The sequence below is a fragment of the Pseudomonas viciae genome (assembly GCF_004786035.1).
GTDB classification, from domain to species: domain Bacteria; phylum Pseudomonadota; class Gammaproteobacteria; order Pseudomonadales; family Pseudomonadaceae; genus Aquipseudomonas; species Aquipseudomonas viciae.
Window position 1 is genome coordinate 4,375,167 of the sequence record NZ_CP035088.1, and the last position, 12,332, is coordinate 4,387,498.

At 61.0% G+C, this 12,332-nt stretch carries 13 protein-coding genes; 5 read left to right on the top strand and 8 right to left on the bottom strand.

Annotated elements, in window-relative coordinates:
* Positions 1–39: 39 nt before the first annotated feature.
* Positions 40–339: a DUF1654 domain-containing protein gene (locus EPZ47_RS18995; protein WP_135846214.1), complete on the top strand. Its 300-nt coding sequence runs from the start codon at positions 40–42 to the stop codon at positions 337–339.
* Between the two features lie 5 nt (positions 340–344).
* Complete coding sequence (locus EPZ47_RS19000; RefSeq protein WP_135846215.1) at positions 345–1,034, top strand: endonuclease; 690 nt, start codon at positions 345–347, stop codon at positions 1,032–1,034.
* A gap of 97 nt (positions 1,035–1,131) precedes the next feature.
* Here EPZ47_RS19000 and EPZ47_RS19005 read toward each other — a convergent pair whose 3' ends face one another.
* Positions 1,132–1,497 carry an SPOR domain-containing protein gene (locus EPZ47_RS19005; RefSeq protein ID WP_135846216.1) on the bottom strand — a complete coding sequence of 122 codons (366 nt, stop codon included), beginning with the start codon at positions 1,495–1,497 and terminating at the stop codon, positions 1,132–1,134.
* Between the two features lie 248 nt (positions 1,498–1,745).
* On the opposite strand from EPZ47_RS19005, the gene csrA reads away from it, so the two are divergent.
* Positions 1,746–1,940 carry a carbon storage regulator CsrA gene (gene csrA / locus EPZ47_RS19010; RefSeq protein ID WP_003179932.1) on the top strand — a complete coding sequence of 65 codons (195 nt, stop codon included), beginning with the start codon at positions 1,746–1,748 and terminating at the stop codon, positions 1,938–1,940.
* A 198-nt stretch (positions 1,941–2,138) separates the two neighbouring features.
* Here csrA and EPZ47_RS19015 read toward each other — a convergent pair whose 3' ends face one another.
* The 3 genes from EPZ47_RS19015 to EPZ47_RS19025 all read right to left on the bottom strand — a co-directional run bounded on the left by EPZ47_RS19015 (position 2,139) and on the right by EPZ47_RS19025 (position 5,895).
* Positions 2,139–2,594, bottom strand: coding sequence for a DUF2214 family protein (locus EPZ47_RS19015; protein ID WP_135846217.1), 456 nt, complete (start codon positions 2,592–2,594; stop codon positions 2,139–2,141).
* A gap of 199 nt (positions 2,595–2,793) precedes the next feature.
* Entirely contained in the window at positions 2,794–4,176 is a 1,383-nt protein-coding gene (gene cysS / locus EPZ47_RS19020) for a cysteine--tRNA ligase (RefSeq protein WP_135846218.1), read from the bottom strand.
* Positions 4,177–4,197: 21 nt separating this feature from the next.
* Positions 4,198–5,895 (bottom strand): glutamine--tRNA ligase/YqeY domain fusion protein, encoded by a 1,698-nt coding sequence (locus EPZ47_RS19025; protein ID WP_135846219.1) that lies wholly within the window; start codon positions 5,893–5,895, stop codon positions 4,198–4,200.
* A 249-nt stretch (positions 5,896–6,144) separates the two neighbouring features.
* Here EPZ47_RS19025 and EPZ47_RS19030 point away from each other — a divergent pair, with 249 nt between their 5' ends.
* On the top strand, positions 6,145–6,648 hold the full coding sequence (locus tag EPZ47_RS19030) for a peptidylprolyl isomerase (RefSeq protein WP_135846220.1): 504 nt from the start codon (positions 6,145–6,147) through the stop codon (positions 6,646–6,648).
* Positions 6,645–7,394: a UDP-2,3-diacylglucosamine diphosphatase gene (locus EPZ47_RS19035; RefSeq protein WP_135846221.1), complete on the top strand. Its 750-nt coding sequence runs from the start codon at positions 6,645–6,647 to the stop codon at positions 7,392–7,394. The genes EPZ47_RS19030 and EPZ47_RS19035 overlap by 4 nt, the downstream gene beginning before the upstream one ends.
* Positions 7,395–7,472: 78 nt before the next feature.
* Here EPZ47_RS19035 and EPZ47_RS19040 read toward each other — a convergent pair whose 3' ends face one another.
* The 4 genes from EPZ47_RS19040 to EPZ47_RS19055 form a co-directional block, all read right to left on the bottom strand.
* Positions 7,473–9,002 (bottom strand): DHA2 family efflux MFS transporter permease subunit, encoded by a 1,530-nt coding sequence (locus tag EPZ47_RS19040; RefSeq protein WP_135846222.1) that lies wholly within the window; start codon positions 9,000–9,002, stop codon positions 7,473–7,475.
* Positions 9,003–9,150: 148 nt separating this feature from the next.
* Entirely contained in the window at positions 9,151–10,350 is a 1,200-nt protein-coding gene (locus EPZ47_RS19045) for an HlyD/EmrA/EmrK family protein (protein ID WP_135846223.1), read from the bottom strand.
* 15 nt (positions 10,351–10,365) lie between these two features.
* On the bottom strand, positions 10,366–11,835 hold the full coding sequence (locus EPZ47_RS19050; RefSeq protein ID WP_135846224.1) for an efflux transporter outer membrane subunit: 1,470 nt from the start codon (positions 11,833–11,835) through the stop codon (positions 10,366–10,368).
* On the bottom strand, positions 11,832–12,305 hold the full coding sequence (locus EPZ47_RS19055; protein ID WP_135846225.1) for a MarR family winged helix-turn-helix transcriptional regulator: 474 nt from the start codon (positions 12,303–12,305) through the stop codon (positions 11,832–11,834). Before EPZ47_RS19055 ends, EPZ47_RS19050 begins: the two co-directional genes overlap by 4 nt.
* Between the last annotated feature and the right edge of the window lie 27 nt (positions 12,306–12,332).

Here is a 12,332-nt window from a genome sequence, read left to right on the forward strand (position 1 = left end):
CTGTCAGAGGATTTTCTTGAATTTTAAGCAGTTGCGTAAATGCCTACAGTTAAATACTGTATGCCCGTACAGCTTAATAAGGATAATCCTGTGGCCACGCCCTCCGCTGCAACTACCCCTTTAGATTCCTATGCGCGACTCGGCCTGCGCGTTTCAAAAATCATCAACTCCCCTACCGCACAAAAAGCCAAGGCTGCCCTGATCTTCCGTCTCCCCGACGAGCCGGTGGATGAGTGGGAGCGCCTGCTGGAAGAAATCGACGAGAACGACAACGTGACCCTCGCCTATCGCGACGACGGTGGCGTGCAGGTTTTCTGGGTTGTGCCGAAGGAAGATTGAGTCTGATGATCGTACGTGGTTTTGCTTTATTGCTTGTATTCGTCGCCCTGGGGGCACAGGCCGGCGCTCCCCGCACCTTCAACGAAGCCAAGAAAGTCGCCTGGAAGCTCTACGCACCGCAATCCACCGAGTTTTACTGTGGCTGCAAGTACACCGGCAACCGCGTGAACCTGGCGGCCTGCGGTTATGTGCCGCGCAAAAATGCCAAACGCGCCGCCCGCATCGAATGGGAACATATCGTCCCGGCGTGGCAGATCGGGCATCAGCGCCAATGTTGGCAACAAGGCGGGCGCAAAAACTGCACCCGCCACGACCCGGTCTATCAACGGGCCGAGGCCGACCTTCACAACCTGGTGCCGAGCATCGGGGAAGTGAATGGCGATCGCAGCAATTTCAGTTTTGGCTGGCTGCCAGTGCAAACGGGTCAGTACGGTTCCTGTTTGACCCAAGTGGATTTCAAGGCCAAAAGAGTCATGCCTCGCCCCTCCATCCGGGGCATGATCGCCCGGACGTATTTCTACATGAGCAAACAATACGGCCTGCGCCTCTCGAAACAGGACCGGCACCTGTATGAAGCCTGGAACAAGACCTACCCGGTCGAAAGCTGGGAGCGCCAGCGCAACCAGAGCGTGGCGTGTGTCATGGGACGCGGGAACGAGTTCGTGGGCCCGGTGGATATGAAGGCCTGCGGCTGACCTCACCGTTGTGAACAGCGCAAATCGACTGTGGGAGCAAGCTCGCTCCCACAGGTTTTGTGGCTTAAGGCTTCCTGCGTCTTTTTGTCCTACCCGATTATTGGGCGGCTGGGTAATCCACCAGCAACGTCTCGATGTTGCGTTTTTTCGCCCGGACCAGGGCGGCAGTGACCTGTTCTTGCTTGGCCTCGGCCTCAGCCTTGGAGCTGAAAGGACCGACCAGGACCCGATCCTTGCCATTTTCCCGCACCACGCTCGACATGAAACTGTGCTCGATGAGCCACCCAGTCAGGTCACTGACGGCCTGCGGGGTCTCGCCTCGAACCTCGACGGCCCACTGTGGCGCAGCAGCGGCTGCCGGTGCGGAGGTCGCGGCGGGTTTGGGCTTCGGTGCCTGGACATCACGCCCTTCACCGCATCCTGCCAGCACCAATACCGCAATAACCCAAGCCAATTTACGCACAACGTTTCCCCTGGAAGACATGAGGCAGGGATTTTAGCACTCACACCCACCAAGAACGCCGCAAACAGTGCTCAAAACACGAGAATCCTGCCCGGCGTCTCTGTATAGTCGCACCCTGGGAATTAATGCTGCGTCTGCGCGTCAGAAAGAGGCACCCACATTGTGACACTTAGCACTAATCTATAAGCAGTACCGACATCTGCACTGTCTGAATCAGGTGCCCTAATAAAGCAATCAAGGAGAACACCATGCTGATACTCACCCGCAAAGTCGGTGAAAGCATAAACATTGGTGACGACATCACGATCACCATTCTGGGCGTTAGCGGCCAACAAGTCCGGATCGGCATCAACGCCCCGAAGAACGTTGCGGTGCATCGCGAAGAGATTTATCAACGTATTCAGGCGGGTCTTACCGCCCCCGACAAACCGCAGACTCCCTGAACCTTGCGGTAGTCCGTAGCCAGCCCGTTTGCATCACCGCAATGGCTGGCTAAAGATTCTGGCCGACCGGCCTCACCCTGCTCCACCCCGCCTTTGATTTTTTCGTCCAGCCCATGGAACCGATCCTAATGGCATGGCTCGTAGCATGGCTGTCAGACGTTTCGTTTTAATGGCGTTGAAGCAGGTGTTCGTGGCCGGTCAGCCCAGGCTCACGCCGCGAGCCATTCCTGTGGCAGCGATCACCATCAATACCAGCAACAAGGCTTCGATGTGGCTGATCCGTGCAAACCGACCGGCCTTCGAAGGATCGATCGCCGCCCCTTTGCCCAGCGCTATCCGCCATTTGATCAGGGCGATCATCGGCGCGATTTCAAGCAACAGGATCAGCAGGAACACAGTCATTTTCAGGTGAAACAGCGGTTGGTGCAGGTAATAATCCGAGCCCTTTTCGTACCCAGCGAAAGCGCGCATCCCACCGGTCACCAGCAGCACCAACGCCGACAGCCCCCACACGTTATCCGCGATCAACACATTGCGCACCGCATCCACACCGCCCGCCAGGCGTCGTAACGCCGTGCCGCGCGTCAGCACCGCCCAGAACCCGAGGGCGAACGCCAGAAGATGAATTGCCGCCAGAGACCAATGAGCCAACATGGAAGAACCCTGTCAGAGAGAACGTCGAATCGACCTGACAGTACTAGCTCATAAAACAATGATTGCCAGAACTGGAATGCAAAAAAGTGGGAGCGGGCTTGCTCGCGAAAGCGTCATCATAGTCAACATTGCCGTGACTGATATGCCGCGTTCGCGAGCAAGCCCGCTCACACAGGGGTATTGCCAGCGCTAAAAGAACTCAGTCCGCCAAACGCCAGGTCGTGCCACCCTTGCCATCTTCCAGCACCACGCCCATGGCGGTGAGCTGGTCGCGGATCCGGTCGGATTCGGCCCAGTCCTTGTTGGCCCGTGCGGTCAGGCGCGCCTGGATCAGTGCATCGACCTCGGCGGCATCCACACGGCCTTCGGCACCGGCTTGCAGGAATTCGTCAGCCTCAAGCTGCAACACTCCCAGTACGCTGGCCAGTTCCTTCAGACGCGCCGCCAGGCCCGCCGCCGCATTGAGATCGCTCTCTCGCAGGCGGTTGATCTCGCGCACCATCTCAAACAGCACCGCGCAGGCTTCCGGCGTGCCGAAGTCGTCGTTCATCACCTCGGTAAAACGTGCCACAAACGCTTCGCCACCGGCGGCCGGCACATTCGGCAGGCCTTTCAATGCGTGGTAGAAACGCTCCAGGGCGCCCTTGGCGTCCTTGAGGTTGTCTTCCGAGTAGTTGATGGCGCTGCGGTAGTGGCTCGACACCAGCAGGTAACGAATGACTTCCGGGTGGTACTTCTCCAGCACGTCGCGGATGGTGAAGAAGTTGTTCAAGGACTTGGACATCTTCTCGCCGTTGATCCGGATCATCCCGCAATGCATCCACGCATTGGCGTAGGTCTTGCCGGTGGCCGCTTCGCTCTGGGCGATTTCGTTTTCGTGGTGTGGGAACTCCAGGTCGCTGCCGCCACCATGAATGTCGAAGGTCTCGCCCAGGCAGCAGGTCGACATCACCGAGCATTCGATGTGCCAGCCCGGACGCCCGGCGCCCCACGGCGACTCCCAGCTCGGCTCACCCGGCTTGGCGGCTTTCCACAGCACGAAGTCCAGCGGGTCCTGTTTCGACTCGTCGACTTCGATGCGCGCGCCGATGCGCAGGTCTTCGATTTTCTTGCGCGACAGCTTGCCGTAGCCCATGAACTTGGCGACGCGGTAGTACACGTCGCCATTGCCCGGTGCGTAGGCATAGCCCTTGTCGATCAAGGTCTGGATCATGCTCAACATGCCAGGGATGTGGTCCGTGGCACGGGGTTCCAGGTCCGGCTTGAGGATATTGAGGCGCGCCTCGTCCTCGTGCATGGCCTTGATCATGCGCTCGGTCAGCGCATCGTAAGGCTCGCCGTTTTCCCGGGCACGGTTGATGATCTTGTCTTCGATGTCGGTGATGTTGCGCACGTAGGTCAGGTCATAACCGCTGAAACGCAACCAGCGGGTCACCAGGTCGAAGGCGACCATGCTGCGACCATGGCCGATGTGGCAGTAGTCGTACACGGTCATCCCGCAGACGTACATGCGGACCTTGTTGCCATCCAGCGGCTTGAAGACTTCTTTGCTCTTGGTGAGCGTGTTGTAGATCGTAAGCACAGGGTTTCCCTTAAGACTTGATCACTGACCCCAGGAATCGCGCAAGGTCACGGTACGGTTGAATACCGGAGCACCGGGTTTCGAGTCCTTGATATCCGCGCAGAAGTAGCCTTCGCGCTCGAACTGGAAACGGTCTTCCGGCTGTGCGTTGCCCAACGAAGGCTCGGCACGACAACCAGTGAGTACTTGCAGGGAGTCAGGGTTGATGTTGTCCAGGAAGCTGGCGCTGTCTTCGGCCTTCTCCGGGTTCGGCGAACGGAACAGGCGATCGTACAGGCGCACTTCGCACTCGACGCTGGCGGCGGCCGGCACCCAGTGGATCACGCCCTTGACCTTGCGACCTTCCGGGTTCTTGCCCAGGGTGTCGGGGTCGTACGAGCAACGCAGCTCGACGATGTTGCCATCGGCGTCCTTGATCGCTTCGTCGGCGCGGATCACGTAGCTGCCGCGCAGGCGCACTTCGCCGGTCGGCTCCAGGCGCTTGTAGCCTTTTGGCGGCTCTTCCATGAAGTCTTCACGGTCGATGTAGATTTCCCGGGCGAACGGCAGGACGCGCACGCCCATGTCTTCTTTCGGGTGGCGCGCCAGCTCGAGGTTCTCGACCTGGCCTTCCGGGTAATTGGTGATCACGACTTTCAGCGGACGCAATACACACATGGCGCGCGGGGCGCTGTGGTCGAGGTCGTCACGGATGCTGAATTCCAGCATGCCGAAGTCCACCACGCCGTCGGAACGGTTGGTGCCGACCATCTCGCAGAAATTACGGATCGACTTTGGCGTGTAGCCACGACGACGGAAGCCCGACAGCGTCGACATGCGCGGGTCGTCCCAGCCGTTGACGTGCTTCTCGTCCACCAGTTGCTTGAGCTTGCGCTTGCTGGTGATGGTGTAGTTCAGGTTCAGGCGGCTGAATTCGTACTGGCGCGGGTTGGCCGGCACTGGCAGGTGCTCGAGGAACCACTCGTACAACGGACGGTGGCTTTCGAACTCCAGGGTGCAGATCGAGTGGGTGATGCCTTCGATGGCGTCCGACTGACCGTGGGTGAAGTCATAGTTGGGGTAGATGCACCACTTGTCACCGGTCTGGTGGTGATGGGCATGACGGATGCGGTACATGATCGGGTCGCGCAGGTTCATGTTCGGCGAGGCCATATCGATCTTGGCCCGCAGCACCCGTGCGCCGTCCGGGAATTCGCCGGCGCGCATGCGGGCGAACAGATCCAGGTTTTCTTCCACGCTGCGATCACGGAACGGGCTGTTCTTGCCCGGCTCGGTCAGGCTGCCACGGTATTCCTTGGCCTGCTCGGGGGTCAGGTCGCAGACGTAGGCGTTGCCGGCCTTGATCAGCTCCACCGCCCAGTCGTGCAACTGGTCGAAATACTGCGAGGCGTAGCGCACTTCACCGGACCATTCGAAACCCAGCCACTTGACGTCGCTTTCGATCGCGTCGATGTATTCCTGGTCTTCCTTGGCCGGGTTGGTATCGTCGAAACGCAGGTGCGTGACACCGCCGAATTCCTGGGCCAGGCCGAAGTTCACGCAGATCGACTTGGCGTGGCCGATGTGCAGGTAGCCGTTGGGCTCCGGCGGGAAGCGAGTGACGATCTGTGTGTGCTTACCCGAGTCCAGGTCCGCCTGGATGATCGGGCGCAGGAAATTGACCGGCACGGCCGGGCCGGTCTTGGAATTCGAGGTAGGGTCGACAGTGGGCTTGCTCATAGGATCCTTGAACGTACAAGTGCGCGGCCGGGTGCGGCCTGATAAATCAAAGCCCGTATCATAGCCGATGCTGTCAAGCCGCTGACAGGCCAGGCCGGTAAACGATTGAATTTAATCGACGGTCAGATGAAAAACAGCCTCGAAATTCGTGCCTGGCGCGCTAAACTGCCCAGCCTGGCTCAGTGCAGCCAGACCGGTTGCGGGCATCAAAGCCCCAAAACCCACGAATTCCTTGAAAGAGTACCGATCATGACCCAAGTCAAACTGACCACCAACCATGGCGACATCGTCCTGGAACTGAACGCTGAGAAAGCGCCACTGACCGTTGCCAACTTCGTTGAATACGTCAAGGCCGGCCACTACGAAAACACCGTGTTCCACCGCGTCATCGGTAACTTCATGATCCAGGGCGGCGGTTTCGAGCCAGGCATGAAAGAAAAGAAAGACAAGCGCCCAAGCATCCAGAACGAAGCCGACAACGGCCTGCCGAACGAAAAGTACAGCGTCGCCATGGCCCGTACCATGGAGCCGCATTCGGCATCCGCGCAGTTCTTCATCAACGTGGCGGACAACAGCTTCCTGAACCACAGCAGCAAGACCACCCAGGGCTGGGGCTACGCAGTATTCGGCAAAGTGGTTGAAGGCACCGACGTGGTCGACAAGATCAAAGGCGTTTCCACCACTTCCAAGGCCGGCCACCAGGACGTGCCAGCAGAAGACGTGATCATCGAGAAAGCCGAGATCGTTGAGTGATACTGCTGATTTCAGATTTGCATCTGGAAGAGGAGCGCCCGGACATTACCCGGGCGTTTCTGGATTTAATCGCCACACGCGCCCGCTCGGCGCAAGCTTTATACATCCTGGGCGACTTCTTCGAAGCCTGGATCGGCGACGATGCCATGACGCCGTTCCAGCGTTCCATCTGCCAAGCCCTGCGCGAATTGAGCGACAGCGGCACGGCCATTTTCCTGATGCACGGCAATCGTGACTTCATGCTGGGGCAAGCCTTCTGCAAAGCGGCCGGCTGCACCCTGCTCAAGGACCCGTGTGTCGTGCAGTTCAACGGCGAACCGGTGCTGCTGATGCACGGCGACAGCCTCTGCACCCGCGACGAAGGCTACATGAAGCTGCGGCGCTGGCTGCGCAACCCGGTCACGCTGTTCATCCTGCGCCACCTGCCGCTGGCCAGCCGCCAGAAACTGGCGCGCAAACTGCGCAGCGAAAGCCGCACGCAAACGCGGATGAAAGCCAATGACATCGTCGACGTCACGCCCGAAGAGATCCCGCGGATCATGCAGGAGTACGGCGTGAAGACCCTGATCCACGGCCATACCCACCGCCCCGCCATCCACAAACTGCAACTGGGCGAACACGCCGCCCGGCGCATTGTGCTGGGGGATTGGGACAAGCAAGGCTGGGCGTTGCAGGTGGATGAGCAAGGGTTTGCGTTGACGCCGTTTGGGTTTGGCAATGCGCAGTTGGCGTTGCCAGGCAACTGAAGCGCGCAGATGTCCCCTGTGGGAGCAAGCCTTGCTCCCACAGCCCCGCTCCCACAGTGGATTGCATTCACCTCTGAATCAGTGCCCCGCCGACGCAGGCCCCGCCTTCGCCGCAAACGGCGGCTTCGCCAGCCACACCAGCACAATCAAGCCCATGAACGCCCAGCCCAGCAACGTGAAGTAATCCACGGTGGAGAGCATGTACGCCTGGCTGGTGAGGATCTGGTCGAGCTGGGCATAGGCCGGCATGCTCGCGCCGCCGAGCTGGTTGAGCGCCTCGCGGGTGGCCGGTTCGAAGGTGCTGATGCTTTCGCTCAGGTAGGCATGGTGCTGGTCGGCCCGGCGGATCCAGATCCAGGTGGTCAGGGACGCGGCGAAGCTGCCGCCCAGGGTCCGCAGGAACGTCGCCAGCCCGGCGCCGTCGGCAATTTGGTGCGGCGGCAGGTCCGACATCAGGATGCTCAAGGTCGGCATGAAAAACAGCGCCACGCCGATGCCCATGAACAATTGCACCAGGGCGATGTGCTGGAAATCCACTTCGTTGGTGAACCCGGCGCGCATGAAGCAACTCAGGCCGATGGCCAGGAACGCCAGCCCGGCCAGCAGGCGCAGGTCGAACTTGTGGGCGTATTTGCCGACGAAGGGCGACATCAGCACCGGCAGGATGCCGATGGGCGCCACCGCCAGCCCGGCCCAGGTGGCGGTGTAGCCCATCTGGGTCTGCAACCACTGCGGCAGGATCAGGTTGATGCCAAAGAAGCCAGCGTACCCCCCCACCAACACGATGGTGCCGATGCGGAAGTTGCGGTAAGCGAACAGCCGCAGATTGACCACCGGATGACGGTCGGTCATCTCCCAGATCACGAACACCGCCAGGGCAATCAGCGAAATCACCGCGCCAATGATGATGAAATTCGACTCGAACCAGTCCAGGTCGTTGCCCTTGTCGAGGATCACCTGGAGCGCACCGACCCCGATGATCAGGGTGATCAGCCCAACGTAGTCCATCGGCTGGTAGCTGGTGACGACCGGCCGCGCCTTGAGCTGCTGGCGCACCACCATCACCGCAAAGACGCCGATGGGCACGTTGATGAAGAAGATCCACGGCCAACTGTAGCTGTCAGTGATCCAGCCCCCGAGGATCGGTCCGGCAATCGGCGCCACCACCGTGACCATCGCCAGCAGCGCCAAGGCCATGCCGCGCCTGGCGGGCGGGTACACGGCAATCAGCAAGGTCTGGGTCATCGGGTACAACGGCCCGGCCACCAGCCCCTGGAGCACGCGAAAACCAATCAGCTCGGGCATCGAGGTGGAAATGCCGCACAGAAACGAGGCGAGCACGAACAGCATGGTTGCCCACAAAAACAGCTTCACCTCGCCAAACCGCCGGCTGAGCCAACCGGTCAGCGGCAATGCGATGGCGTTGCTCACCGCGAACGAGGTGATGACCCAGGTACCCTGCTCCGAGCTGACGCCCAGGTTGCCGGAAATGGTCGGCAAGGCGACGTTGGCAATGGTGGTGTCGAGCACTTGCATGAACGTCGCCAGTGACAGCCCGATGGTGCTGAGCAACAGGCTGGGCGGCGTGAAGGACGCATTATTGCTCATTGCGAAATCCTATGAAGCAGAGGTAGCAGTGTGGGAGCGAGCTTGCTCGCGATAGCGGTGTATCAATCAACAATGGAGCAAGCTGATCCGACGCCATCGCGAGCAAGCTCGCTCCCACAGGTTCAAGTCGCAGCCATCTGACAATCCATCAGCGCTGGGCAGTCTTGCTCGCCACCGCGCTGTTTTCATGGATCAGCCGCGTGATCATCGCGTCGGCGTCGGCCAGTTGGCGGTCGTAGACCTGAGTGCTGAACGAAGCTTTTTGCGGCGGCTGTTGGGCCAGCACCGGGCCGCTCTGGTCGTGCAGGTTGACGCTGACCAGGGTCGAGAGGCCCACCCGCAGTGGATGTTTGGCCAGTTCTTCGGCGTTGACATGAATGCGCACTGGCACCCGCTGGACGATCTTGATCCAGTTGCCGGTGGCGTTCTGCGCCGGCAGCAAGGCAAACGCGCTGCCGGTCCCGGCGCCGAGGCTGTCGATGGTGCCGCTGTACTTCACATCGCTGCCATAAAGGTCGGTTTCGATGTCCACCGGTTGGCCGATGCGCATGTCACGCAACTGGGTTTCCTTGAAATTGGCATCGATCCACAACTGATCCAACGGGATCACCGCCATCAGCGCCGTGCCCGGCTGCACCCGCTGACCCAGTTGCACGGTGCGCTTGGCGACGTAACCGGTGACTGGCGCAATCAAGGTGCTGCGGGCATTGGCCAGATAGGCCTGGCGCAATTGCGCGGCGGCGGATTGCACGTCGGGATGGGACGACACCACGGTGTCATCCACCAGGGCGCTGGTGGTCTTGAGCTGTTGCCGGGCATTGGCCAGGGCGTTCTGCGCCGAGGTCAGGTCATCCCGGGCGTGGGACAGTTCTTCCTGGGAGATCGCCCCGCCAGCCGCGAGATTTTTGCGCCGGTTGTAGTTCTCCTGGGCTTTCTGCACTTCGGCCTCTTGTGCATTGACCTGCGCGCGCATGCCATCGACGTTGCTGTACAAGCCACGCACCTGGCGCACGGTGCGGGCCAGGTTGGCCTGGGCACTTTGCAACCCGACCTGGGCATCGTTGGGATCGAACTGCACCAGCACCTGGCCTTCACGCACCAGATCACCGTCGTCGGCGCCAATGCTCACCACGGTGCCGGTGACCAGCGGCGTGATCTCCACCACGTTGCCGTTCACATAGGCATCGTCGGTGCTTTCGCTCCAGCGACCGTACAGTTCGTGCCAGGCCCAGACGCCCAGGCACGAGAGAATGACGATCAGTGCCAGTGTCACCAACATGACCTTGCGCTTGCGTGGATTGCCGCTGTCTTGGGCATTTTCGGATTGAGTCGTTTCGGCAGTAGCCATGACAAGTACCTCGAATCAGTTATTCGGCGGGGTGGCGGCCGGCGTGGCCGAAGCCAGGGTCTCGGCCTGGAAGCCACCACCCAGGGCCTGCATCAGCTGGATCGACAAATCGATCTGTTCGGCATTCAGGTTCGCCAGTTGGCGCTGGGACTGCAGCAGTTGCTGCTCGATGCTCAGCACGTCCAGGTAATTACCGATGCCTGAGCCGTAGCGCTGGACCACGGTGTCGTAAGAGTTCTGGGCGATGTCGGTGGCATGTTGCTGGGCGCCAATCTGCCGGGCGATGTCACGCAACTGGTTAATGGTGTCGCTGACATCCCCAAGGGCCTTGACCAGACTCTTGTTGTATTGCGCCACCGCCAGGTCGTAATCAGCGTCCCGGGCATCCAGGTCCGCCCGCAGGCGGCCGCCATCGAAGATCGGCAGCGACACGGTCGGTGCCACGTTGAAGAAGCGGCTGGCGGAACCAAACATCGCGTCCCCCAGCAACGACTGCACCCCCGCCGCCGCGCTCAGGTTGAGGTTGGGGTAGAAGTTGGTCTTGCCGGCCTCGATGTCCTTGCCGGCCGCCTCGACCCGCCAGCGCGCCGCGACCAGGTCCGGACGCCGTCCCAGTAACTCGGCCGGCAGATTCGACGGCAAGGCGACCGCGCTGGCTTGCAGCACGTTGGGCCGGGCGATTTCGTTACCGCGATCCGGGCCCTTGCCCAGCAGCACCGCCAGGGCGATCTTGGCGCTTTGCAGGCGTTTCTCTGCATCAATGCGGCTCGCGTCGGCGCTGGCTTCCAGGCTTTCGGTCTGTTGGAACTGATACTCGCTGTCGATCCCGGCGTTGAGGCGGCGCTTGCCCAGGTCGAGCATTTGCCGGGTGCGCTTGAGGTCTTCGGCGGCCAGGTCATAGATGATGTGGGCCTGGCCGAGGTCGCTGTAGGCCCGGGCCACGTCGGCGGCCAGGGTCAGTTGCGCGGCCTGGCGATCGACTTCGGCGGCGCGGGCCTGGCCCAGGGCAGCTTCCCAGGCGGCGCGCTGGCCACCCCAGAGGTCGAAGTTGTAATTGAAATCCACACTCAGCGAACGCAGGGTGCTGTAGGCCCCGCCCTGCCCTTGCGGGTCCTGGTCGCGGGCCAGGCGCGAACGGCTGACACTGCCGCTGGCATCCAGGGTCGGCATGCGCGCCGCATTGGCGGCGTAGGCTGCGGCACTGGCCTGATGCACTCGGGCGCTGGCGATCTGCATGTCCGGGCTATCACGCAGGGCCTCGCGGATCAGGTCATCGAGTTGTGGGTCGCCGAGGCTTTTCCACCAGTCGCTTTTCGGCCATGAAGCCGGCGACAGCGTGACACCGTTCAGGGATTGTCCGGCCTTGAGGCTCTGGGCCTCCAGACTAACGCCTTCGGTCTTCAGGCCGCTGTAGCTGGCACAGCCGGCCAGGCTCATGGCCAACAACACCAGGCTCAATCGGGTACGCAAGGCTTTACGAATCATTTGTCCCCCAATCGCAGCACCGTGATGGGATCACCGGCGGCGAGCAGAATTTTCTTGAGGATTTGTTCGAGGGTTTGCAGCTCCTCGTGGCTGATGGCGCCGGCCAACTGGTTCATGGCGTCGGCGCCGATATACGGCAAGCGAGCGGCAAGGGCCTGGCCGGCTTCGCTCAGCACCAGTCGTACTTGTCGGCGGTCTTCGGCCGAACGCTGGCGAACCAGGAACCCTTTCTGCTCCAGGCGATCGAGCATCCGCGTCATCGAGCCGCTGTCCAGGGACAGGTACCGGCACAGCTCAGCCGGCGTGTCGATGCCGTGCTGGGCCATGATGATCAACACCTTGAACTGCGCGGCAGTGATGCCGACGGGTTCCATGTGGGTGTCGATGATCCGGTCCTTGAGCAGCGCGGCACGGCCGAGCAGCATGCCGAGATGGCAATTGTGGAAATCGTCTGGGGTGAAATGCTTCATCTGACCACCGTTTGCTGCCTAGGCAGT

Coding starts and splice junctions, on each gene's coding strand:
- EPZ47_RS19015 (WP_135846217.1), bottom strand. CDS start 2,594: ATGTTGGCTCATTGGTCTCTGGCGGCAATTCATCTTCTGGCGTTCGCC.
- EPZ47_RS18995 (WP_135846214.1), top strand. CDS start 40: ATGCCTACAGTTAAATACTGTATGCCCGTACAGCTTAATAAGGATAAT.
- EPZ47_RS19045 (WP_135846223.1), bottom strand. CDS start 10,350: ATGGCTACTGCCGAAACGACTCAATCCGAAAATGCCCAAGACAGCGGC.
- EPZ47_RS19050 (WP_135846224.1), bottom strand. CDS start 11,835: ATGATTCGTAAAGCCTTGCGTACCCGATTGAGCCTGGTGTTGTTGGCC.
- EPZ47_RS19040 (WP_135846222.1), bottom strand. CDS start 9,002: ATGAGCAATAATGCGTCCTTCACGCCGCCCAGCCTGTTGCTCAGCACC.
- csrA (WP_003179932.1), top strand. CDS start 1,746: ATGCTGATACTCACCCGCAAAGTCGGTGAAAGCATAAACATTGGTGAC.
- EPZ47_RS19000 (WP_135846215.1), top strand. CDS start 345: ATGATCGTACGTGGTTTTGCTTTATTGCTTGTATTCGTCGCCCTGGGG.
- EPZ47_RS19030 (WP_135846220.1), top strand. CDS start 6,145: ATGACCCAAGTCAAACTGACCACCAACCATGGCGACATCGTCCTGGAA.
- EPZ47_RS19055 (WP_135846225.1), bottom strand. CDS start 12,305: ATGAAGCATTTCACCCCAGACGATTTCCACAATTGCCATCTCGGCATG.
- EPZ47_RS19025 (WP_135846219.1), bottom strand. CDS start 5,895: ATGAGCAAGCCCACTGTCGACCCTACCTCGAATTCCAAGACCGGCCCG.